The sequence below is a fragment of the Paracoccus saliphilus genome, assembly GCF_028553805.1.
Lineage (GTDB): Bacteria > Pseudomonadota > Alphaproteobacteria > Rhodobacterales > Rhodobacteraceae > Paracoccus > Paracoccus saliphilus.
The window spans coordinates 1,155,201-1,177,536 of record NZ_CP067140.1 but is presented as its reverse complement, the minus strand read 5'-3'; the positions used below and the strand labels follow the sequence as shown (position 1 = coordinate 1,177,536).

Annotated in this window: 25 protein-coding genes and 1 tRNA gene; 9 read left to right on the top strand and 17 right to left on the bottom strand. The window is 62.2% G+C overall.

The window, feature by feature from the left end; genetic code table 11:
- Nucleotides 1-2: 2 nt before the first annotated feature.
- Genes JHX88_RS05505 through JHX88_RS05470 form a run of 8 tightly spaced genes read right to left on the bottom strand, consistent with a single transcriptional unit; the run spans nt 3 to nt 6,231 of the window.
- The gene (locus tag JHX88_RS05505; RefSeq protein ID WP_076525352.1) at nt 3-791 is read right to left on the bottom strand and encodes an SDR family oxidoreductase; all 789 of its coding nucleotides are present in this window, start codon (nt 789-791) and stop codon (nt 3-5) included.
- Entirely contained in the window at nt 791-1,726 is a 936-nt protein-coding gene (locus JHX88_RS05500; protein ID WP_076525355.1) for a dihydrodipicolinate synthase family protein, read from the bottom strand. Before JHX88_RS05500 ends, JHX88_RS05505 begins: the two co-directional genes overlap by 1 nt.
- On the bottom strand, nt 1,723-2,346 hold the full coding sequence (locus JHX88_RS05495) for a flavin reductase family protein (protein WP_076525358.1): 624 nt from the start codon (nt 2,344-2,346) through the stop codon (nt 1,723-1,725). Before JHX88_RS05495 ends, JHX88_RS05500 begins: the two co-directional genes overlap by 4 nt.
- Nucleotides 2,343-3,269 carry an N-carbamoyl-D-amino-acid hydrolase gene (locus tag JHX88_RS05490; RefSeq protein ID WP_076525361.1) on the bottom strand — a complete coding sequence of 309 codons (927 nt, stop codon included), beginning with the start codon at nt 3,267-3,269 and terminating at the stop codon, nt 2,343-2,345. Before JHX88_RS05490 ends, JHX88_RS05495 begins: the two co-directional genes overlap by 4 nt.
- Nucleotides 3,270-3,279: 10 nt before the next feature.
- Nucleotides 3,280-3,945 carry an amino acid ABC transporter permease gene (locus JHX88_RS05485; RefSeq protein ID WP_076525364.1) on the bottom strand — a complete coding sequence of 222 codons (666 nt, stop codon included), beginning with the start codon at nt 3,943-3,945 and terminating at the stop codon, nt 3,280-3,282.
- 3 nt (nt 3,946-3,948) lie between these two features.
- Nucleotides 3,949-4,632 (bottom strand): amino acid ABC transporter permease, encoded by a 684-nt coding sequence (locus JHX88_RS05480; RefSeq protein WP_076525367.1) that lies wholly within the window; start codon nt 4,630-4,632, stop codon nt 3,949-3,951.
- Entirely contained in the window at nt 4,629-5,435 is an 807-nt protein-coding gene (locus JHX88_RS05475; RefSeq protein WP_084203056.1) for an amino acid ABC transporter ATP-binding protein, read from the bottom strand. The genes JHX88_RS05480 and JHX88_RS05475 overlap by 4 nt, the downstream gene beginning before the upstream one ends.
- Nucleotides 5,401-6,231 (bottom strand): transporter substrate-binding domain-containing protein, encoded by an 831-nt coding sequence (locus JHX88_RS05470; protein ID WP_076525369.1) that lies wholly within the window; start codon nt 6,229-6,231, stop codon nt 5,401-5,403. The genes JHX88_RS05475 and JHX88_RS05470 overlap by 35 nt, the downstream gene beginning before the upstream one ends.
- A gap of 208 nt (nt 6,232-6,439) precedes the next feature.
- Between JHX88_RS05470 and JHX88_RS05465 the strand changes: the two genes are divergently transcribed.
- A complete protein-coding gene (locus tag JHX88_RS05465; RefSeq protein ID WP_076525371.1) occupies nt 6,440-7,369 on the top strand; it encodes a LysR family transcriptional regulator in 930 nt (309 codons plus the stop codon).
- A 186-nt stretch (nt 7,370-7,555) separates the two neighbouring features.
- Here JHX88_RS05465 and JHX88_RS05460 read toward each other — a convergent pair whose 3' ends face one another.
- Both JHX88_RS05460 and JHX88_RS05455 read right to left on the bottom strand, forming a co-directional pair.
- Entirely contained in the window at nt 7,556-8,959 is a 1,404-nt protein-coding gene (locus JHX88_RS05460) for a sensor histidine kinase (RefSeq protein WP_076525373.1), read from the bottom strand.
- Nucleotides 8,952-9,656 carry a response regulator transcription factor gene (locus JHX88_RS05455; protein WP_076525375.1) on the bottom strand — a complete coding sequence of 235 codons (705 nt, stop codon included), beginning with the start codon at nt 9,654-9,656 and terminating at the stop codon, nt 8,952-8,954. Before JHX88_RS05455 ends, JHX88_RS05460 begins: the two co-directional genes overlap by 8 nt.
- 181 nt (nt 9,657-9,837) lie before the next feature.
- Between JHX88_RS05455 and JHX88_RS05450 the strand changes: the two genes are divergently transcribed.
- The 4 genes from JHX88_RS05450 (at nt 9,838) to JHX88_RS05435 (ending at nt 13,968) form a co-directional block, all read left to right on the top strand.
- Complete coding sequence (locus JHX88_RS05450; protein WP_141225808.1) at nt 9,838-11,079, top strand: ABC transporter substrate-binding protein; 1,242 nt, start codon at nt 9,838-9,840, stop codon at nt 11,077-11,079.
- A 61-nt stretch (nt 11,080-11,140) separates the two neighbouring features.
- Nucleotides 11,141-12,013: a carbohydrate ABC transporter permease gene (locus JHX88_RS05445; RefSeq protein ID WP_076525377.1), complete on the top strand. Its 873-nt coding sequence runs from the start codon at nt 11,141-11,143 to the stop codon at nt 12,011-12,013.
- On the top strand, nt 12,003-12,857 hold the full coding sequence (locus JHX88_RS05440; protein WP_076525379.1) for a carbohydrate ABC transporter permease: 855 nt from the start codon (nt 12,003-12,005) through the stop codon (nt 12,855-12,857). The genes JHX88_RS05445 and JHX88_RS05440 overlap by 11 nt, the downstream gene beginning before the upstream one ends.
- Before the next feature lie 4 nt (nt 12,858-12,861).
- Nucleotides 12,862-13,968 carry an ABC transporter ATP-binding protein gene (locus tag JHX88_RS05435; protein WP_076525381.1) on the top strand — a complete coding sequence of 369 codons (1,107 nt, stop codon included), beginning with the start codon at nt 12,862-12,864 and terminating at the stop codon, nt 13,966-13,968.
- A 260-nt stretch (nt 13,969-14,228) separates the two neighbouring features.
- Here JHX88_RS05435 and JHX88_RS05430 read toward each other — a convergent pair.
- Nucleotides 14,229-14,315, bottom strand: a tRNA-Leu gene (locus JHX88_RS05430).
- Between the two features lie 152 nt (nt 14,316-14,467).
- On the opposite strand from JHX88_RS05430, the gene lipB reads away from it, so the two are divergent.
- Nucleotides 14,468-15,112: a lipoyl(octanoyl) transferase LipB gene (gene lipB, locus JHX88_RS05425; RefSeq protein WP_076525383.1), complete on the top strand. Its 645-nt coding sequence runs from the start codon at nt 14,468-14,470 to the stop codon at nt 15,110-15,112.
- A gap of 8 nt (nt 15,113-15,120) precedes the next feature.
- Here lipB and JHX88_RS05420 read toward each other — a convergent pair whose 3' ends face one another.
- The 3 genes from JHX88_RS05420 to JHX88_RS05410 form a co-directional block, all read right to left on the bottom strand.
- The gene (locus JHX88_RS05420) at nt 15,121-15,867 is read right to left on the bottom strand and encodes a hypothetical protein (RefSeq protein WP_141225809.1); all 747 of its coding nucleotides are present in this window, start codon (nt 15,865-15,867) and stop codon (nt 15,121-15,123) included.
- A 350-nt stretch (nt 15,868-16,217) separates the two neighbouring features.
- Nucleotides 16,218-16,496, bottom strand: a complete 279-nt coding sequence (locus JHX88_RS05415; protein ID WP_141225810.1) for a hypothetical protein — start codon at nt 16,494-16,496, stop codon at nt 16,218-16,220.
- 166 nt (nt 16,497-16,662) lie between these two features.
- Nucleotides 16,663-17,565, bottom strand: coding sequence for a LysR family transcriptional regulator (locus JHX88_RS05410; RefSeq protein ID WP_076525389.1), 903 nt, complete (start codon nt 17,563-17,565; stop codon nt 16,663-16,665).
- Nucleotides 17,566-17,690: 125 nt separating this feature from the next.
- On the opposite strand from JHX88_RS05410, the gene JHX88_RS05405 reads away from it, so the two are divergent.
- From JHX88_RS05405 to JHX88_RS05395, 3 genes are all read left to right on the top strand, one after another.
- Nucleotides 17,691-18,632 (top strand): ring-cleaving dioxygenase, encoded by a 942-nt coding sequence (locus JHX88_RS05405; protein WP_076525391.1) that lies wholly within the window; start codon nt 17,691-17,693, stop codon nt 18,630-18,632.
- A gap of 49 nt (nt 18,633-18,681) precedes the next feature.
- A complete protein-coding gene (locus JHX88_RS05400) occupies nt 18,682-19,221 on the top strand; it encodes an NADPH-dependent FMN reductase (protein ID WP_076525393.1) in 540 nt (179 codons plus the stop codon).
- Nucleotides 19,222-19,308: 87 nt separating this feature from the next.
- Entirely contained in the window at nt 19,309-20,070 is a 762-nt protein-coding gene (locus tag JHX88_RS05395; RefSeq protein ID WP_076525395.1) for a VOC family protein, read from the top strand.
- An 87-nt stretch (nt 20,071-20,157) separates the two neighbouring features.
- On the opposite strand, the gene JHX88_RS05390 is transcribed toward JHX88_RS05395, so the two are convergent.
- The 3 genes from JHX88_RS05390 to JHX88_RS05380 all read right to left on the bottom strand — a co-directional run bounded on the left by JHX88_RS05390 (nt 20,158) and on the right by JHX88_RS05380 (nt 22,314).
- A complete protein-coding gene (locus JHX88_RS05390; protein ID WP_176011428.1) occupies nt 20,158-20,505 on the bottom strand; it encodes an MliC family protein in 348 nt (115 codons plus the stop codon).
- 22 nt (nt 20,506-20,527) lie between these two features.
- Nucleotides 20,528-21,562, bottom strand: coding sequence for a histone deacetylase family protein (locus JHX88_RS05385; protein WP_076525399.1), 1,035 nt, complete (start codon nt 21,560-21,562; stop codon nt 20,528-20,530).
- A gap of 206 nt (nt 21,563-21,768) precedes the next feature.
- Nucleotides 21,769-22,314 carry a DUF924 family protein gene (locus tag JHX88_RS05380; RefSeq protein ID WP_076525402.1) on the bottom strand — a complete coding sequence of 182 codons (546 nt, stop codon included), beginning with the start codon at nt 22,312-22,314 and terminating at the stop codon, nt 21,769-21,771.
- Nucleotides 22,315-22,336: the final 22 nt, after the last annotated feature.

Below are 22,336 nucleotides of genomic sequence, written 5' to 3'. Positions count from 1 at the left end.
GGTCACACCGATCTGATCGAGCCGCCATCACAGCGCACGAGGCTGCCAGTGATGTAGCTGGCGGGTTCCGAGACAAGGAAGGCGGCGGTCTTGGCGAACTCCTCGACCCTGCCGTAACGGCCCGCCGGGATGGTTTTGGCCGAGGCGGCGCGCACGTCGTCCACCGGGGTTCCCGTGCGCTTGGCCGCGGCGGCGTCCAGTTCGTCTGTCCGTTGGGTATGGATGCGGCCGGGCAGCAGCATGTTCACGGTGATACCCTCGGCGGCAAGATCGTTGGACAGGGATTTCGACCAGCCCACCAGCGCCGCGCGCAGCGTGTTCGACATCGCCAGCGTCGGGATCGGCTGAACCACGCCCGACGACCCGACGGTCAGGATACGGCCCCACCCGGCCTTGCGCATGGCAGGCAGAAGCCGGTCGGTGATTTCCATGACCCGCAGCACCATCTGGTTGAACTGGGCGGAGAGCGCGGCAAGATCCGCATCGACCATCTTGCCCGGCGGCGGTCCGCCGGTATTGGCGACAAGGATATCCGCTGCGCCGAAATTTGTCTCGACCGCCTGCGCCATCTTGTCGGCGGCATCCTCTTGCGCAAGATCGCAGGCGACCCACTCGGCCCTGCCGCCTCCCTTGGCGGTGATCGCCTCGGCCTCCTGCGCCAACCTATCGGCGCTGCGCCCGGTCAGCAGCACATCGGCGCCTTCCTCGGCCAGAGTCTGCGCGATTCCCAAACCAAGCCCGCGCGACGAGGACATGACCAATGCGCGTTTGCCTTTCAGTCCCAGATCCATCAGCCCAACTCCTTCAGTCGTTTTTCCAGACGCGCGGTCAGCCGCGTCAATTCTCCATGATCGGTACTACTCATCACCGGTCCCGGCCCACGCACCCGGGCCGAGGCGATCACCCCGCGGCGGCGCAGGGTTTCCTTGCGGATGGCAAGCCCCAACCCCAATTGCTGCTCGTATCGAACCAGCGGCAGATAGGCGTCGAAGATATCCTCGGCCCGGTCGTGATCGCCCTTTAGCGAAAGTTCCACGACCTGCACCATCATCTCGGGAAAGGCGAAACCGGTCATTGCACCATCTGCGCCGCGCTGCATCTCTTGCGGCAGGAACAGCGCCGAATTCCCGGTCAGGATCGACAGGCGCGGCTGATCGGGGGTGCCGGTCTCGGCCCTGACGCGGGAAAGCTTGGCAAGACCCGGCCAGTCCTCGTGTTTCAGCATGACGATCTGCGGGTTGTCGCGGGCGATCTTGAGAATGCTGTCAACCGAGAAGCGGGCGCCGGTGGTCTGCGGGTAATCCTGCAGGCAGATCGGCACGTCACTGCCAAGCGCCTTGCAGACCTGCGCGAAATAACCCTCCAGCCGATCCTCCGGACCCATCCCTTGCATCGGAGCCACCATGACCCCCGCCGCACCGGCCACCATGACATCGGAGGTCAGGCTGCGCATCGGGTCAAGCCCGGCCCCCGAGACTCCGACGATAACCGGCACGCGCCCCGCCACGCGGGTCAGGACACGTTCGGCAAAGGTCCGAGACTCGGTATCCGACAGCTTAGGGGCCTCGCCCATGATGCCGAGGATGGTCATGCCCGTGACGCCGCATTCAAGGTAAAAATCGACCATGCGATCGGTCGATTCCAGATCGAGCGCGCCATCTTCGGTAAAAGGCGTGGCGGCGATCACGAAAACGCCGGAAGAGTTGCGGTGGATGAGTTCGGTCATGGCTGCTCCTTGGGTTGCGGAATGGGGTGCCGGGCGATCTCTTCAAGCCGCGCGTAGCGGTCGGCAAAAAGCCGGGCGAGCGGAAAGCCACCTTCCCAATCGACATGCATTCTATCGGTATCGATAAGCCCGTCACGGGCCGCGAGCGCCACCGCCTCCCCCACGACGATATCGCGCTCGTCCGAATAGCGTAGCGTATCCTTGAGGCGGCATTCAATCGCGACCGGCGCAGCGGCCAGGCGTGGCGGCGCGACTTGGCTCGAAGGTGCAAGCTCCAGACCCAGAGCTTGCGGTTCGCTGACATCGGGCGGATAGGCTGCGGCGGTTTCCACCATCGGGCCAATCAGATCGGGCGTGACGATATTGACGACGAACTCCTCCGTCGCCGCGATATTGCGGGCGGTGTCCTTGGGGCCGCTGCCGTCGCGGGCATGCTCCAGCCCAAGGATCACCAGCGCCGGGTCCTGCCCGAAAAGATTGAAGAATGAAAACGGCGCGGCATTGACCCGCCCGGATTTGTCCTGCGTGGTGACCCATGCGACCGGGCGCGGGATGACCAGCGCCGTCAACAACTTGTAGCGCTCTTGCGGCGCCAGCGCGGTCAGGTCGAGTTGCGTCATACGTTGCGCACCACCCCTGCCTGGCTGGTGATCAAGCCGTAATGCTCGATCCGGCGGTGGCGGGCAAAATCGAAGATCGTCTGTTTGCCGAAGACCGACAGATCCATGTCGCATTCATGAACCAGCAACTCGTCCCCGCTTGTCTTCGCCCGCGCCACGACATAGCCGTTGGGATCGACGATGATCGAGCCGCCCATTAACGGATGACCATCCTCGTCGCCTGCCTTCGCGACCCCGACCACCCATGTGGCGTTCTGATAGGCGCCTGCGGTCATCGACAGTTCTGAATGGTACAGCCGCTTGTCTTCCCCCTCGGCGCTGTCCTGGCTGTTCACCGAAGGCGTATTGTAACCAAGGATCACCAGCTCGACCCCCTGCAGCCCCATTACCCGGTAGGATTCTGGCCAGCGCCGGTCGTTGCAGATCAGCATGCCGACAACCGCATCCTGCGTGCGCCAGACCGGAAAGCCCAAGTCGCCGGGTTCGAAATAGCGCTTTTCCAGATGCTGAAAGGCGCGGTCGTTATCGTATTCGGAATGCCCCGGCAGATGCACCTTGCGGTATTTCGCGACGATATTGCCGTCCCGGTCGGTCAGGATCTGGGTGTTGAAGTGATGCCCGTCCGGTGTCAGTTCCGCATAGCCGAAGCTGATCGCGACCCGCAATTCCCGGGCCCTGTCGAAAAGCGGCTGCGTGGCGGCATTGGGCATCTCGGCCTCGAACCAGCGATCGACCTCGGCTTGATCCTCCATGTACCAGCGCGGGAAAAAGGTGGTCAGCGCCAGCTCGGGATAGACCACCATCGTGCAGCCCGCCTCTGCGGCTTGTTCCAACAGGGCAAGCATCCGGGCGACGATGGTTTTACGGCTGTCAGCCTTCTGGTTGGGGCCCATCTGGGCGGCTCCGATGACGATTTTTCGCATGTTCTTCCTTTCAGGCGACAAGACGGCGCTGGTAGCGGCTGAGCAGCCGCACCACCGGCCATAGCAAGACGAGATAGATCGCCGCCGCCAGCGTCAGCGGCGAGGCATTGTAGGTGACCGACCGGGCAAGGCCGGCGGCATGCAGCAGTTCTCCCAGGGACACGACCGAGGCGAGCGAGGTCAGCTTGACAACCTCGACCGTGTTCGAGATCAGGTCGGGCAGCACGTTGCGGGTGGCCTGCGGCAGGATCACATGGCTCAGCGTCTGGCGCTGTGTGAGGCCGGTCGAGCGCGCCGCCTCCCATTGCCCCGTCCCCACCGAGATCAGCCCGGCCCGGAAAACCTCGCCATAATAGGCAGAGTTGTTCAGCAGGAAGGCCAACGCCACGGCCACGAAGGGCGACAGGCGGATGCCCGCAAAGGGCAACCCGGCATAGACGAAGATCAGCAGGACTAGCGGCGGGATGGCGCGAAACAGGTCCACCAGCGCCATGGCGGGCCAGCGCAGCCAGCGCGACCGGGCGGTCGTCGCCAGCGCGGCCCCCAGCCCTCCGGCCAGTCCGAGCGGGATCACCGCGCAGCAGATCAGCAGGGTCATGCCAAGGCCGCGCAGGATGGTCGGCAGGGCCTTGGCCATGATGTCGAGATTGAAGAACTGGGCGATGAGTTGATCCATGGCTCAGCCCTTCTTCCAGGCAAAGCGGTTTTCCAGCCAGCGCGACAGGATCACGAAGGGCAGGAAAAGCACCACATAGGCGAATGCGGCCAGCGTCAGTGGCGTCGCGTTGCCCGAAAAGCTTTGCGCCGTGGTGGCCTGGTTGAGGATGTCGGGCACCCCGATCACCGTGCCCAAAGCCGTCATCTTGGTGATGGCGATGGCGCGGTTGGTCAGCGGCGGGATTACCATGCGCACCGCCTGCGGCAGCACAACGTACCCGAGGGTCTGGGTAAAGCCGAGGCCGGTGGAACGTGCCGCCTCCCACTGGCCCCTGTCGGTCGCGGTAATGCCGGCCCAGATGATCTCTTCCGTGAAAGCGCCAAGCGTCAGGCCGAGGATGACGAACAGCACAGCAAAGCTGGACAAGGTAACGCCAAGGCTAGGCAGGCCAAAGAAGACCAACAGGATCAGCACCAATGGTGGAAGGGCGCGGAAGATGTCGGCATAAATGACGATCAGGAAGGAAACCGGCCAGATCCGGTAGGCACGGATGCAGGCCAGCAATGCCCCCCAAAGCGTGCCCGCGACGACGATCAGCACCGACAACTCGATCGTCACCCAGACACCCTGCAGGATCGACGGTGCGTATTTCACCAGAACCGATCCGTTCAGGAAGGTTTCTATAAAACGGTCGAGGTTGGTCATTGATTGTAACGGGACAGAAAGGCTCGGGTGCGCTCATGTCGCGGGTTTCCGAACAGGTCCTCGGGTGGTCCCTCTTCGACGATCTCGCCATCGGCCATGAAGACGACGCGGTCGGCGGCCTCGCGCGCGAAGGCCATCTCGTGGCTGACGACCAGCATGGTCATGCCGTCCTGCTTCAGCTCGCGCATGACACCCAACACATCGCCGACAAGTTCGGGATCCAGTGCGGAAGTGGGCTCGTCGAACAGCATCACCGCGGGTTCCAGTGCGATGGCGCGGGCGATGGCGACACGTTGTTGCTGCCCCCCTGATAGCTGCAAAGGATAGTTCGCGGCCTTGTCGGCCAGCCCGACGCGAGTCAACGCGGTGACGGCACGCGCATCGGCCTCGTCGCGCGACAGTTTCAGCACCTTGCGCAGCGCAAGCGTGACATTTCCACGGGCATCGAGATGGGGGTAGAGATTGAAACTTTGAAACACCATGCCGATGCGGCGACGAAGCCGGTCGAGATTCACACCGCGCCCGGTAATCTTCTCGCCTTCCAGCAGGATGTCTCCCGAATTGGGCTCCTCCAGCCGGTTGCAGCAACGCAGCATGGTGGACTTACCCGAACCCGAACGGCCGAGTACGAAGACCATCTCGGATTTCGCCACCTGCAGGCTGACGCTTTTCAGCACCTCCACCGTACCAAAGGATTTCTTCAGCCCGATAACTTCCAGCGTGGGCCGCGCCTTGACGGCTGCGGCCCCGCCCTGATCCTGCCCCGGATTAAGCACAGCCGGGCGCGTGATCGTCAGCGACATGGCCGGGGAAGTCCGGTTCGCCCCAACCCGGGCGCGGGGTGATTGCAGCCGACTCGTCGGCAGGCTCGACACCGAACCATTTCACGTGCAATTCGGCAATCGTGCCATCGGTCTTCAGGCATTCGATGACGGCTTCCACACTCTCGCGCAGCTCATCATCGCCCTTGCGGAACGGCATACCCCAGACCAGCCCGGTCGAATGCAGGTAGCTGAGTTGCACCGCCGGGTTCTGCTTGGCGGCCCATGCGCTGACGGTATTGCCCGCCACGGTCGCGAAGGCCCGGCCCGATACCACCGCCTGCACCGCATCGGTCGCCGTGCCATAGCTTTCGATGGTCCAGCCGATCTCGTCAGTCAGCTCGCGTGCCCAACTGTCATAGACCGAGCCCTTGTTGACGGCGATCACCTTGCCTTCAAGCTGCTCCAGCTCGGTGATGTCCGGCCCACCGGCTTTCACCAGGAACTGGAAATCCGTATTCAGATAGCCTTCCGAGAAGTAATAGGCCTCGGCGCGTTCCTGCGTGATCGTGGTGGGCGCGATCACGAAATCATAGGTTCCGGCCTGCAGACCGGGCAGAATGCCAGAAAACTGCGTGGCGACGATCTCCATCTCGGTACCAAGGCGTTCGCCAATGGCATTGGCCAGGTCGATATTGAAGCCCTCGAGCCCGCCATCCATCGTCGGCATGGCATGCGGGGCAAAGGTTCCGTCCACTGCCACGACATATTTGTCTTGCGCCAGTGCGGGGCTGCCCAAAGCCAATGACAATGCCAGCCCGTTGATCAGATATTTCATTTTGCTTCCTCTCTGTTGGTTTGCCTTGGGGCCAAGGCGGTCCAACCGGTGATCAGGTCGGGAAGTATGAAACAACTCGATCCTGAACCCGCTACATGGAGTTCAGCACGGGCAAGACTCGTCACGCAATATAGTAAGTTATTAATTATTGGATCACTAAATAATATTATATTATACTGCTTTCAGGTTCGGCATTTCGGGGATCTTCATGTTCACATTGAGGCAATTGGAGATCTTTCGCGCGGTCGTTCGCGCCCGGACCACGGTCGGGGCAGCCAGGGCACTGAACGTGTCCCAACCCCTGGTCTCCAACATGATCCGGCAGATGGAGGCGCGCATCGGCTTTCCATTGTTCGAACGACTCGGAAACCGGCTGGTGCCCACGCCGGACGCGGATGAAATCCATCGGGACAGCGAGTCGATCTTTTCGCTTTACCAGGCCTTTACCCACCGTATCGAGGCGCGCCAGCGCAGCGAAAGCGGTCATTTACGGGTGGTCGGCACACCTCCATTGGCCAATGCCCTGATCCCTCGCGCGCTGAAGGAATTCGTATCGAAACGCCCGGCGGTGCGCGTACATCTGGACACGCGGCGGATCATCGGAGTGCTGGAATCGGTCGAGACCCGAATGGCGGATATCGGGTTGGGGCTGAACCCGCCCGAACGCGAAGGCTTGTCCTTCGAGGTGCTGGCGAGGGCGCAGATGGTCTGCGTGTTCGCACCGGGGCATCCGCTGGAGGACAAGCTTGCGGTGACGTCGCAGGATCTCGCTGGCCTGCCGCTGATCCTTTACGAGCCGAGTTCCAGCCTCGACATCGCGATTTCCCGTGACATTCTCACTCCCGAATTGCGGTCGCAGGCGATTGCCGAGGTACGCTATTCCTCGGTGGCATGTCTGATGGCCGAAGTCGGGATGGGCGTGGCTTTCGTCGACTCACTGACCGCATATGTCGGCGACCGATACCGCCTGTCGGCCCGGCCGCTCTATCCGAGCCAGCCGGTGCCAGTCTGTCTTATTACCCGCAAGGATGAGCCAGCCAAGCGCATACAGGCGAATTTTATCGCAGAGCTGAGGCACTCTCCAACGCTAACGGCAATCCGGGAGTTCGGAAACGACATGACCGATTTCGATGGCTGAGCCAGCAATCGAACCAAGCATGGCGCCGATGCCACCATACGCGGCAAGGGACGGATTTGCCCAAACATATGCAGGTCGCGAGTCATGCAGCCGAGAATGATTCACCCCCCCTTCAGACATGTCGGAAACGCAAGGGACGTGGTCAGAGCAGACGGCCCACATGCAAAGGGCGTGGCAAACGGACGCTCATGCCCAACGGCGACACAACACGACCCGCGCAGCAAGACCGCTATTCGTGCGATGGAACTCGAGCCTTCCGCCATGCTGCACGGCGATGGTCGATACGATGGCCAGCCCCAACCCCACACCGCTCGCGGTACCGACATTCTCGCCCCGCTGAAAGGCACCGGTCAGACGTTCGAGATCCGTTTTGGTCAGGACCGAACCGCGATCGGTGACCGTCAGCCAGACATCGTCCGCGTCCCCATCCGCCGTGACCTCGGCCTCTCGCCCGTATTTCAGGGCGTTGTCGATCAGGTTCGACAACGCCCGCCGCAAGGCAGTTGGCTGGCCGCGCATCAACAGCCGGTGCGAATCCGGGGCGGGGCGTGCGGCCTCTCGTGCGAACAGGGATCTTGCCCGGGTCTCGCGCGGAAGCGTCTCTGTCATGCGCACCGGCAGGTCGACATCCTGATAATCGGCGACTACCGCTTCGGCCAGCGAGACGAGCGACAACTGACGGAACGGCTCTGCCCCGATCTCGGCGCGGGTATAGGTCAGCACGCCATCGATCATCCCGGTCATTTCGTCGATGTCGCGCTCCAGCTTGGCACGCAGCTTCGGATCCTCGATCAGCGCGCTGCGCAACCGCAAGCGGGTGGCCGGTGTTCCCAGGTCATGACTGACGCCCGACAATACCATGGCGCGATTCTGCAGCGCCGCGCGGTCCTGGGCGACATAGGCATTGACTGCCTCTGCTGTCTGACGCAACTCGTCCACACCGCCCACCGGCAGGGCAGCTGTCCGGGCGCGATGATCGCGCAAGGCAGCGGTGAAAGTCCCGAAGGCACCGGATATCTCGGCCGCCCAACCAAGCAAAAGCAGCAATGCGCCGATAGCAATCCCGGCCGATAACAACCGCAGATCGCGTGGAGCTGCCGCGCAGCCCCAGACAGCCGTGCCATCGATGCGCATCCACGGCCCGTCTTCCAGTTGCACGAATAGCCGGGGGTCACTGCAAAATCGCGCCAATGTCCGGGTCACGGAAGCCAAGCCCGCAGCCTGTGAGCCGCCCCCCACGGTCTGAACTTCAGCGGCGGGATACTGGATATCGGGCGATTGAAGCCGCATCGACAGGCGTGCCCCTTGCGCAAGATCGGGACGGCCACCGGTCAGGGTGATACGTGTCTCCCTCCAACCATGAGGCAGTTGCGGCGGCTCACGCAACCGCATCAGGCTGAGCCCATCGGGCAGCGGACTGCCGCTTTCCAGGCTGTCATGTAGGGCCAACCCGGCCAGGTACGCGCGATCGAGATGCGCATTCCATGCCGCTTGCGACGACATCCAGACCCAGACAGAAAGACCGCCCGCAATCATCGCCAGCGCGATCCACAGGCTGGCCAACCAGCGCAGGCTGAGGCGGCTAGGCATCGCTACGTATGACCTCGGCGGTGAAAACATAGCCGATGCCGCGCTCGGTCCGGATCAGCGCCGCGTCGATCTTGTGCCGCAACCGGTTGACCAGCATGTCGATCGCACGTCCCTCCGCTGCCTCTTCGGCGTCCAGTGCCTCGGCAATCTCCTCGCGTGTCAGTGGGATCAGGGGGTTGGCGAGAAACACCCTCAACAAGGCCGTTTCACGCGCGGACAGTGCGACTTGCCAACCACCGGGCGCCGTGACGGCATCGCCGCGCGCATCGTAGCACCAACCCGCAAAACGATGCATGGTATCCCGACGACGATGGTTCAGGCTGGACGCACGATGCGCACGGCGAAGAACGGCCCGAACCCTCGCCAGCAAAAGCTCGGGATTGAAGGGCTTGGCGATATAGTCGTCGGCCCCGACCTCGTACCCCGCCATGCGCTGATGATCCGCGGACAATGCCGAGACCATGATGATCGGGACCTCTTGCGTTGCACGGATATCGGCGCAGAAATCCACGCCACTGTCCTCGCCAAGCGAAACATCCAGAAGGATCAGATCGACGCGACCTGCCGTCAGGGCCTCGATCGCCTCTGCTCGCCCGCTTGCGCGGGTGACGTGGAATCCATGCCGCTGCAGGTACTCGGCCATCATCGCGGCCATTTCGGTGTCGTCCTCGACAACCAGCAGCTTATGCAGGCTCATCTGTTGCCCTCCGTTCAGGGTCGGACTCTCGGCGAACAGCCGGTATCGTAACAACTTGTAACAAACACGACCGAAAAACTGCGGGCGCGGTGATGTCTTGTATTGCCTGCATGGCTACCGTCTTGGCAAGATGTCGCCACTCGCGAGCCTGACATCGCGCATTCAAGATCTGGGAGGATCCATGTATATGAAATCCGTTCTGGCGGCCTCGACCGCCGTGATGTTTGCTGCGCCCGCACTGGCGGAACCCACAGCCGAGGTCCTGCATTGGTGGACTTCCGGCAGCGAGGCAAAATCGATTGCGGTGCTGCAGGAAGAGTTCAAGGAAAATGGCGGCACCTGGACCGACATGCCGGTTGCCGGCGGTGGCGGCGACGCCGCGATGACGGCATTGCGAGCCCGGGTTCTCGCCGGAAACGCGCCGTCGGCGGTGCAGTTGAAAGGTCCCGCGATACAGGAATGGTACGAGGAAACCGGCCTGGCCGATATCTCTGCCGTGGCAGAAGAGAATGGCTGGGCCGATGTGCTGCCCGCGCAGATCGCCGATCACATGAAATGCGAGGGCCAGTGGTGTGCTGCGCCGGTCAACGTCCATCGCGTCAACTGGATCTGGGGCAACAAGCAAATCCTCGACGAGAACGGCATCGAAATGCCGTCCACCTGGGAAGAATTCAACGCGGCCGCTGACAAGCTCCAAGAGGCTGGCATCACGCCTCTGGCCCATGGCGGGCAGGCCTGGCAGGATGCGACGGTGTTCGAAACCGTCGTGCTGGGCCTTGGCGGACCGGAATTCTACAAGGCCGCGCTGGTCGACCTGGACCAAGAGGCGCTGAAATCCGATACCATGAAAGAGGTCTTCGACGAGATGCGCGTGCTGCGCGGATATGTCGATGACAATTTCTCGGGCCGCGACTGGAACCTGGCAACCGCGATGGTCATGAACGGCGAAGCCGCCTTCCAGATCATGGGCGATTGGGCCAAGGGCGAATTCCTGGCGGCCGGAAAGCAGCCGGGAACCGATTTCGTCTGTGCGCCGACTCCGGGTGAAGGGTTCCTCTACAATGTCGACAGCTTCGCCTTCTTCAATGTCGATGGCGATGACAAGCAGCAGGGGCAAGCGCTGTTGGCCGAGCTGATCATGGGGCCGAACTTCCAGAAGGTGTTCAACATGAACAAGGGTTCGATCCCGGCCCGCACCGATGTGCCGCTGGACGATTTCGACGATTGCGCCAAGGCCTCGAACGAGGACATGCAGGCCGATTCAGAGGATGGTTCGCTGCTGCCGTCCTTCGCCCATGGCATGGCGCTGCGCGGAGCACAGGCAGGGGCGATCACCGACGTCGTCACCGCGCATTTCAACAGCGAGATGAGCTCGGAAGACGCAGTGCAGCAATTGGCTGACGCCGTCGCCGCATCGATGTGATCACTGGTAATGACGTCGCGCCCCACAAACGGGCGCGACGTTGATTTTGGAGGAATCGGGAATGGAATGGCTTGAGCGCAACGTGCCCAAACTCGTCCTGGCACCGTCATTCGTCGCGATCCTGGTATTCGTCTATGGTTTTATTGGCTGGACAGCCTGGGTCAGCCTGACGAAATCCAAGCTGATGCCGCGTTACGAAATCGACGGGATCAGCCAATATACGCGACTATTCGCCTCGCCCCGATGGGATGTTGCGATGAACAACCTGTTCATCTTCGGGGCACTGTTCATCCTGCTGTCGATGGTGATCGGTCTGGTGCTGGCGATCTTCCTGGACCAGAAAATCCGATCCGAGGGGGTCCTGCGCACGATCTACCTCTACCCGATGGCACTATCCTTGATCGTGACGGGAACGGCGTGGAAATGGATTCTCAACCCCGGGCTGGGCATTCAGGAAATGGTTCGAGGCTGGGGCTTCACCGGCTTCACCTTCGACTGGCTGATCCGTCCCGAAATGGCGATCTACACGGTCGTCATAGCCGCCATCTGGCAAGCCTCTGGTTTCGTGATGGCGCTGTTCCTGGCCGGGCTGCGCTCGGTCGATACCGAGATCATCCGCGCCGCACAGGTGGACGGCATTCCGACTCACCGCATCTATTCGGCAATCATCATCCCGACCATGGCGCCAATCTTCCTGTCGGCCTTCATCGTGCTCGCCCATCTGGCCATCAAGGCCTTCGACCTGGTGATCGCCCTGACCAATGGCGGCCCCGGCTATGCGACAGACCTGCCCGCGACCTACATGTACGCGATGGCCTTCTCGCGCGGGGACCTGGGCCAGGCGGCGGCAAGCGCCATGATCATGATGATGGTGATCTTCGCGATCGTCGTTCCCTATCTCTACAGCGAATTGAGGCCACGCCGTGACCACTGAAAAGATCCTGCGTTGGGGCCTCTTTGCGGTCCTGCTCCTGTTCGCCCTGTTCTACTTGATGCCGCTTTTCGTGATGCTGACCACATCGCTGAAAAGTCTCGAGGAAATTCGCACCGGCGGGCTTCTGTCCCTGCCCCGTCAACTCACCTTCCAACCGTGGATCGAGGCATGGTCATCGGCCTGCGCCGGAACGCAATGCGAGGGGCTGCGGCCATTCTTCTGGAACAGTATCCTGATGGCAGTGCCGGCGGTCCTGATCTCGACGATGGTCGGAGCGATCAACGGTTATGTCTTCGCGCAATGGCGGTTTCCCGGCGCCAACCTGTTTTTTGCCGCGATCCTCTTCGGCTGCTTTATCCCCTTCCAGGTCGTGCTGATGCCGATGGCGCGCATGCTCGGCCTGATGGGATTGGCAGGAACCATACCGGGGTTGATCTTTGTCCACGTGATCTACGGGATCGGGTTCACCACGCTGTTCTTCCGCAACTACTATGTCACCATCCCGCAGGAACTGATGCGTGCGGCCAAGGTCGACGGGGCAGGATTCTTCCGTATCTTCTTTTCAATCTTTCTGCCGCTGTCTTTGCCGATCATCACTGTTTCGGTCATCTGGCAGTTCACGCAGATATGGAACGATTTCCTGTTCGGCGTCTCGTTCAGCGGAGCAGGCAGCCAACCCGTCACCGTCGCCCTGAACAATATCGTCAACTCCACCACCGGCGTCAAAGCCTACAATGTGGACATGGCAGCCGCGATCATCGCCGCTCTGCCCACGCTGTTCGTCTATGTCGTCGCCGGAAAATATTTTATCCGCGGTCTGACCGCCGGGTCCGTAAAAGGGTAATCACATGCCGATCCTGGACATCGAACATCTTCAGAAATCCTATGGCGACACGAAGATCCTGCATGACATCAATATCAGTATCGACGAAGGCGACTTCCTCGTTCTGGTTGGCCCGTCGGGCTGCGGGAAATCAACGCTTCTCAACTGCATCGCAGGGCTCGAGCCGATCAGCAGCGGCACGGTCCGCATCGGCGGACGCGACGTCACCGGGGTCACGCCCAAGGACCGCGACATCGCCATGGTGTTCCAGTCATATGCGCTTTACCCGACCATGAGCGTGGCGCGCAACATCACCTTCGGCATGCAGGTGCGCGGAGTGGACAAGGCAACGCAGCAGGAAAAACTGGCCGAGGTGGCCCGGCAGTTGCAGATCGAGCCATTGCTGAACCGCAAGCCGGGTCAGCTGTCGGGCGGCCAACGCCAACGTGTCGCCATGGGGCGAGCTTTGGTGCGCGACCCCAAGCTGTTCCTGTTCGACGAACCGCTGTCCAACCTGGATGCCAAGCTGCGGGTTTCGATGCGCACCGAGATCAAGAAACTGCATCAGGACCTGAACGCGTCGATCGTCTACGTGACCCATGATCAGATCGAGGCAATGACCCTGGCCACCAAGATCATCGTGATGAAAGGCGGGGTGATCCAGCAGATCGGCACGCCGGCGGAAATCTATAGCCGTCCGGCAAACATGTTCGTGGCCGATTTCATGGGCAGCCCGGCGATGAACCTGATCCCTGCCCGCGCGCATAGCGAAGGCAGTTCGACCCGGATCGAGATCGAGCGCGATGGCACCTCACCGCTGATCTTCATCGACCCCACGGCCCGCGATCTTCCCGCCGAGATCGTGCTGGGCGTTCGCCCCGAGGACATCCACGAAGCCACTGGTGCGACGCATCTGCCCGGCAGCGCCGAAAATGCGGGCGGTGAGGTCTTCATCGAGGTGGTCGAGCCGGCAGGCGCCGACACATTCGCCGTGACAAATCTGGGCGGCAAGCCCGTTACGGCGCGCCTGCGTGCCGAAACCGCGGTACAGCCCAAGGAAATGTTCCCGCTAGCGTTCGATCTTTCGAAACTGTCCTATTTTTCACCCGAAGACGGTAGCCGGCTGAATTGACTGCATGATACGGTCCGGCCTGGCGTGAGTCCCCGTTCGGGGAAAAAAGCGCGCCCGGGCCGGGGTTCCTGTATCGGCATGATGCGCCAAGATTGAAATTGAACGACCTGCCCGTTTCGTGGGGACAGCACGAATGAGAATCGCGGCGCGTGAATGCACCGCCCCTACAGATGTGGACAACCCAGCACAAAGGATTGCCACAGGGGAGCCGCAAAGCGAATCACCGTGCCACATCCAAGTGATTTGTTTCCTGGAAAATTTGGTGCGGTCGAGAAGACTCGAACTTCCACTCCGGTTAAGGAACAGCGACCTCAACGCTGCGCGTCTACCAATTCCGCCACGACCGCATCCGGGCAGTGCCGCGGGTCATAGCCGAGCCCGTCAAAAATGAAAAGAGGAATTCTGCACATTCCCGCATCAAGAACAGGCACAAGAACTCTTCTGCCGGGAACATTCCGCCGAGACTTGACGGCGCCGACACTTCGGTTCAGATCGCGGCATGGTGGAATGGATCATCAGCAGCGGCCAGACCGGCTATGAAGAGGCGGTAGCGTTCATGGAGGCGCGCGTCGCCGCAATCCATGCGGGAACGGCGGATGAGGCGATATGGCTGGTCGAGCATCCGCCTCTCTACACCGCCGGGACCAGCGCCAAGCCCGCCGATCTGCTGCAAGCGCGCTTTCCGGTCTTCGAGACCGGCCGGGGCGGGCAATACACCTATCACGGTCCGGGGCAGCGCATCGTTTACGTCATGCTGGATCTGAACCGCCGAGGCCGCGATGTCCGGCGCTTTGTGGCACGGCTCGAGGCATGGGTAATCGCGGCGCTCGCCGAATTCGGCGTGACTGGCGAGGTCAGGGACGGCCGGGTCGGTGTCTGGGTCTCGCGGCCCGAAAAGCCGCCACTGCCCGATGGAGCCCCATCGGAAGACAAGATCGCTGCGATCGGGGTCAAACTGCGTCGTTGGGTCAGTTTCCACGGCATCGCGATCAATGTCGAACCCGACCTGTCGCATTATGACGGCATCGTGCCTTGCGGGATCAGCGGGTATGGCATCACCAGCCTTGTCGACCTGGGGTTGCCGGTCACGATGGCGGATCTGGATACCACACTGCAAAGGACGTTTCCGGCAGAGTTCGATTGAAAGCCTGTTCAGAATGTCTCGTCCCGAGGACAGATGAACGGGTAGATATGTTGCGGCACCTCGTCCCATGGAATGAATGCGGGCATCCTTGAAATCTTCCGCAGATCGCGCCAGCCGCCCTCGACTCTCGTGATCAGGCAGCGGGTGATCCGGTTCCCATGATCCTGCTCGCTGCGCGCCAGGACCGAAATTCCCGTTGCGACCGATTCCAGCCCCAGTTCGACCACGCGAAGATGGATCAGTGAAATGGCACGCGAGGGCTCGCTATGAAAGAACAGCATCGTATAGCCTTCGCGTTGCCGCAGCACCATCCCGCGAAACTCACGCCGCCGACCGATCCCGCGGAGATGGCGCGGGCCAAGTTCACGCGCGTTGTACCCCCTGACCACCCGCGCGGCGGCAAGTGTATGCACGCGGATCAGTAACTGGACCGCACAGTCGCGGCGAGAATTCGCACCCCGCCAGAGCTGATAGACGCCATCGGGAAGCCCGTTGCCGCCATGGAAATAGTTCTGATCGGGTACGCAATAGCTGACAGCTTCCCGCATGGCGGCCATCTCGGGTGGCATGGTCGCGGTATGATACAGGCCCGCCGAGATCATGCCGAGCTGCTCCGGCGTCAGAAGATCCGTCAGGATTCGGGCATCCACGCCGAAATAATCGCATATCCGCTTGAGGACATTGGGTTTCGGGAACGATTCCGAACGCAGGTAGCGCTGGAACTGGACCCGGTTGATATCCAGGTCCTGGGCCACCGAAATCTGGGACCCCCGAAGAGCCGTCAAATTCCGCAAATTTTTACCGAAGACCCCGAGAACAGACATTTAACCACTGATAGCACGACCATTTGTCATGCCAGCATGGCATATCTGTCATTGCACGGCTAGCATTAACCAGCAAACTCACCGGAACGGCATGATCATGCCGTTCCGGCCAGGTCCATCGATCCAATTCGAAGCGAGGGGGAGAGTGCTGCTTCCTGGTATCGACGGATGACGGAACCATGCCCTCTCGTCGGGGGGAGCTGCGAGAGAATGCTGGTGCCCGTCCATTCTGTTATGTTATGTCCGCTTGCACCTGACGGCGTGTCGCTGTCCTTTTCTGCTCAATCCTGCACGCGAAAATTCTGGATTCGCGCGGCAAGCTCCATCAACTCGCCTGTCCGGCTGGCCGGGATACGATCCGCGAGCGCAAAGGCCACGGCTTCGATCTGTCTGCCAGCATCGCTCAGGACACGTTGTTCCAGTTCGAGCGGGGCATAAAGGACATAGACGTTCTGAGTTCGTTCGTCATCATGTCCGGGTTTTCGGCGCATTCCTGCGCTGACCATCGTATTCACATCACACACCATATGCTTGGGTTTTACGTCTTCGCGACGTTTCATGGGGTCATATTAACCAATTCGCACCACCCTGAGCAGATTCGCATTTGTGACTTTCAGCTACAGAATTGTTAACTGAAAAATGTGTTCCGTATACATTTTCATAAACTCAAAGCACCTCGAAATTACAGTTAATTTATTGAAATAACGTAAGTATACCTCAATTCGATCACAGTCCGCCCTGCCAGGGCGGCATCTCTGAAAAGGCGTTGGCGAGATGGTCGATGAACAACCTGACCTTGCGCGGCATCGGCTTGACCGGCGGCCAGACGACGCTGATCGGCAGCGGGTGCTGAGGTAGTTCGGGCAGCACACGGATCAGCCGCCCCTCGCGCAATGCATCATGCGCGATGAACAGCGGCAAAAGCGCCAATCCAAGCCCGCCAATGGCCAGGTCCCGCATCGCCTCGCCATTATTCGCCGCAATCCTGCCCGAACGCGGCAGGGGAATCTCGGGGCCGAAGGGCCATATCTCGCCAAGCCGCGCATTCAGATAGCCGATGACCTCGTGCCGGGGCAGGTCTGCGGGGTCGCTGAGCGGGCCGTGCATCGCCAGGTAATCGGGGCTGGCGACCAATGCGCGCGGATCCTCGCAGAGGCGGCGGGCCATCAATGTGCTGTCCTTCAGATGACCGATCCGCAAGCCGATATCGAAACCCGATCGCCCCAAATCAGTCAGTTGATCGTCATATTCCAGCACGATCTCGAGCCCCGGATGGGCGCGCGCGAATCCCGCGATCACCGGCCCAAGATGGCGAATACCGAAACTCATCGGCGCGGCGATGGCCAGCCGTCCACGTAATTCGACCTCTGGCCCGGCGACGCTCTCGGTCGCGGCAACCAGCTCGGCCAGCGCGGGGCGCAATCGCTCGGCAAGTGCAAAGGCGTTGTCGGTCGGCGCGATCCGCCCGGCATGGCGCGTGAACAGCGGCACGCCCAGGGACGCCTCGAAATCGCTGATCCGCTTGCTGACGACGGATTTCGACAGATCGGCACGCGCTGCCGCTCCCGAAATACTGCCCGCATCCAGAACCGCCAGAAATGTCTCGATATCATTGATCGACCAGCCCATAATCTGGACAATAACCCAGTTGCCGCCGTTCGCAATATCCGAACGCCGCTTTGCATCGACGCCGGGTGCCGCGAACGGCGGCGCTGCGCCATATTGCGTTCGGACAAGGGAAAAGGAGCCGCATCATGCAGCTGACAGGAATTCACCATCTGACCGCCATCACCGCCGATGCACCGGGAAACAACCGTTTCTATACCGATACGCTCGGCCTGCGGCGGGTCAAGAAAACCGTCAACCAGGACGATACATCCGCCTATCACCTGTTCTTCGCCGATGGCGCGGGCAGTCCGGGCACCGATATCACCTTCTTCGACTGGCCGGTGGCCCGCGAAAGCCGGGGCACGCATTCGATCAGCCGCACCGGGCTGCGCGTGGCCGAGGCCAGCCTCGACTACTGGGCCGGACGTTTGCGCGACCGGGGTGTCGATGTGGGCGAGATCACGACGCTGGATGGCCGCCCCAGCCTCGACGCCGAGGATCCCGAGGGCCAGCGCCTGCGCCTTGTCGCCGCGCCCGAGGGCAATTCCGTGGCATGGGAGAAAAGCCCCGTCCCGGCGGAACACCAGATCCGTGGCCTTGGTCCGATCACCATCTCTGTCCCCGATCTCGGCCCGACCGAGGCGGTGCTGACGCAGGTGATGAACATGCGCAAGAGCCGCGACTACCCCAGCCCCGATGGCGAGGGACAGGTCCATGTCTTCGAGATGGGCGATGGCGGCGCGGCGGCCGAACTGCATGTCGCGGTCCAGCCCGGCCTGCCGGTTGCGCGTCAGGGCGCGGGCGCCGTTCACCATGTCGCCTTCCGCGTGCCCGACAAGCCCGCGCTGACGGAATGGACCAAGCGCGTCGCGGGGTTCCGCGTTCCGAATTCGGGCGAGGTCGAGCGTTACTACTTCCGGTCGCTTTACTTCCGCGAGCCAGGTGGCAATCTGTTCGAGATCGCCACGGACGAACCCGGATTCGACGTGGACGAGCCGCGCGAAACCATGGGAGAAGGGCTGTCGCTGCCGCCTTTCCTCGAACCGAAACGCGCACAGATCGAGGCGGGGCTGAAACCCCTCGCCTGAACCGAACCCGCCGGGGGCCCCTGCCCCCGGCCATCACAGGGAGGAACCCATGCCCGTCATCCTTGGCCTCAGCGGCAGCCTGCGCCGCGCCTCGTTCAATTCCGGCCTGCTTCGCGCCGCCCGCGATGCCGCGCCCGAAGGCGTCGAAATCCGCATCGGCTCGATTGCCGAAGTGCCCCTTTACGATGGCGATGCCGAGGCCGCGCAGGGCACACCGCCCTCGGTGGCCGAACTGAACCGGCAACTGGCCGAGGCCGATGGGCTGCTGCTGGTCACGCCCGAATACAACAACGGCATTCCCGGCGTCTTCAAGAATGCCATCGACTGGATGTCGCGCGGCGATGGCGGCAAGAATTTCAAGGGCAAGCCTGTCGCTGTCACCGGTGCCTCACCCGGCAATTTCGGCACCGCCCATTCTCAAAGCCACTGGCTGCCCGTGCTGCGCACCCTCGGCACGCGGCAATGGCACGAGGGGCGCCTGCTGGTCTCGCGCGCGGGCGATCTGTTCGATCAGGACGGCAACCTGACCGACGACAAGACCCGCCAGAAGCTCGCCGATTTCGTCGCCGGCTTCGCCGCCAGCCTGTAATGGACCGCCTCGCCGCCGATCCCATGTTCGCGCTGATCGGCGTCGGTGCGGCCGCTGCCATCCCGGACTGCAATGACAGAGGATACCATGACCGGAAAATCCATAAATCACGTTGCCTTGACGGTGCGGGACCTGCCCGGCATGGCGGCTTTCTACGAGACGGCACTGGGCCTAACCCCGCTTGGCGGCGACGGCGAGACCCGCCGCCTCGGCGCGGGCGAGGAGATGCTGCTGGAACTGCGCGCAGACCCCGCCGCCACAACACGCGATCCGCGCCAGGCAGGACTGTTCCATACCGCTTTCCTGCTGCCCGAACGGGCCGATCTGGGCCGCTGGCTGCGCCATGCCGTCCAGAGCGGGCTGCGGCTGACCGGGGCCTCGGATCACGGTGTCAGCGAAGCGATTTATCTTGACGATCCAGAGGGTAACGGGATCGAGATATATCGGGATCGCCCCGAATCCGAATGGAAGCGCGATGGCGACCGGGTCGAGATGTTCACCATGCGACTGGACCTGAACGAGCTAAGCGCCTCGGGCAGCGGAGAGTGGCGTGGCGCGCCCTCGGGCAGCCGTGTCGGTCATGTGCATCTGCAGGTGGGCGAGCTCGCTCCGGCGGATGAATTTTTTCGCGAAACCATGGGCTTGACCCAAAGCTTCGAAGGACCGGGAGGGGCGTGGTACGGCTGGAACGGCTATCACCACCACCTTGCGGGCAATGTCTGGAACAGCCGGGGCGCGGGACCGCGCGACCCGAAGATGACCGGGCTGGCCGAGTTGGTGGTGAACGATCCCGACCGGGCGGGCGAGACCGTCACCGACCCCTGGGGCACGCTGTTCAGGATGGCCTGAGCCGCCCCCGCCCGGCCGCTTCTTCTTTGTTCAAATACCTCGGGGAGTCGCGCGGCACGCGCGGCGGGGCAGAGCCCCTGACCCGCCCTAACCCGCAGACTGGCATTCCTGCCTGCTTCCATCCTCCGTCAGATCGGTGAAGCTGGCCGTGTCGCCCTTGCTCCACCATTCGTATTTCCCTGCAACGTAACGCGCACCGGATGCCGAGATCACGTTCACGAAGACCCGACTGGTCCCCTCGACGGGCAGGATCGCCAGCCGGTTCTCCCCCGCATTCACATATTTCACCTGGAGGGCTTCCCCTTCGCCGCAGCTATATTCCACCGGGATGACGCTGCTTTCCCCGGTCAGCGGCAGCGGGATCGACAGCATGGGTTCTGCAGATAGCGGTAATGCGATCAGCGAGAGCGCCGCGCTGGCAAGAAATGTCTTCATCATGAATCTCCTCTGCGATGGATCAGGCGGCATCCATCCAGCCGCCCAGGAAGGCATGGATGTTGTGGGTCAAATCATCCGAGAGATAGCCCCCCTCCTGCACCATCACGGTGGGCAGGCCCGCCCCGGCGATCAGCGCCGCCGCGCGCCCGAAGCATCCGGTCGTCACCGACAGGCCCTTCAGCGGGTCGTTCTCATGCGCGTCCAGCCCCAGGGCCAGCACCAGCGCGCCGGGGTCGAATTCCCCGATCCTCTCCAGCGCGGTGGCGATGGCGGCCAGCCAGTCCTCGTCCCCCTGCCCCTGCGGCAAAGGCAGGTTCAGGTTGAAGCCTTCGCCCGCGCCGCGCCCGGTCTCATGCGCATAACCGACATAGAAAGGGTAGAAGGCCTCGGGCGAGGCATGGATGGAGACGGTCAGCACGTCAGGGCGTTCATAGAAAATCTCTTGCGTGCCATTGCCGTGATGCACGTCGATATCCAGGATCGCGACACGTTCGTGACGCGCGAGCAGGGCCTGCGCCGCGATGGCGGAATTGTTGAGGAAACAATGCCCTGCCGCGGTATCCGCATCGGCGTGATGCCCCGCCGGCCGGCAAAGCGCATAGGCCGCCCTTTGGCCGTTCATGACCGTTTCCGCCGCCGCCAGGGTCGTATCGGCCCCGCGCAGCGCCGCCCTGTAGGTATCGCGCCCGACCGGGCAGGCGGTGTCGGCCATATGCCATCCCGCGCGGCCGACAATGCCCCGGGGATAGGTTTGCGTCGCCTTTTGCGGATGCAGGTTGGCGACTACCTCGGCCCCCGCATCGGGGAAGGACTGCCATTCTTCCCAGCAATGTTCCAGGAAATCCAGGTATTCCGGCGTGTGGATCGCCCGCATCGCCTTGCGGTCGGTTTCGGGCGGGTTCACGGTCGCCAGCCCCAGTTTGGACAGCCCGGCCAGCAGGCGGCGGGCGCGTTCGGGCAATTCCTTGTTCGCGGTGGGCACGCCGCGCAGCATCCAGAAACGCGGATCATGGGCCTCGGTCTCGGGGGCGTAAAAGCAAGGCAGGGCGGTCATCGTTTCTCCTCTCGTCGCGCACGCGCGAGACTAGGAGGTTTCGAGACCGGGCGAAAGTCATGGCGCAATCTGTCCGGCGTTGTGGGGGCTGCCCGCCCCCGCCGCGCGTTCCGCGCGCCTCCCCCGGGGATATTTGCATGAAGAAGAAGGCGGATTTTGGCTGTCTTGCGGGGCGGGGAGGCGGAAGAATCCGGCAATCGGGGCCGTCAGAAACCCTGATGGGTTTTGAGGAACTCGGCCTCTTCGGGGGTGGATTCGCGGTCCAGCACGGCGTTGCGATGCGGAAAGCGGTCGAAGCGGGCGACGATATCGCGATGCTCGCGGGCGAAATGCAGGGAATGGGCGTTGCCAAGGGCTTCGTAGAGTTTTACCGAGCGCTCCTGGTCGGCGAGTTCCTCGCTATGCATGAAGGGCAGGTAGAAGAATTGCCGCGTGGTCTCGTCCAGTTCCTGATCGAAGTCGCGATCAAGCGCGGCGCGGGCATGGGTCAGCGCGAGATCGTTGCTTTCGAAGGACCGGGGCGAGCCGCGGAACATGTTGCGCGGGAACTGGTCCAGAGCGATGATCAATGAGAGCGCGTCCTGCGCATTGACGCCCCAGTGATCCAGCCGGCCGGCATGGGCGGCCTCGTAGGTGGCGCCGAAAAGCTGGATGATCTGGCGGTCGATCTCTTCTGATTTCTTGAACCAATAGGGCTGCATCTCAGCCGAGAACCAGAAATCGTGGATATCCTGCGGGGTTTTGACGGTCATGCTCTGTCCTTTGCGTGATACG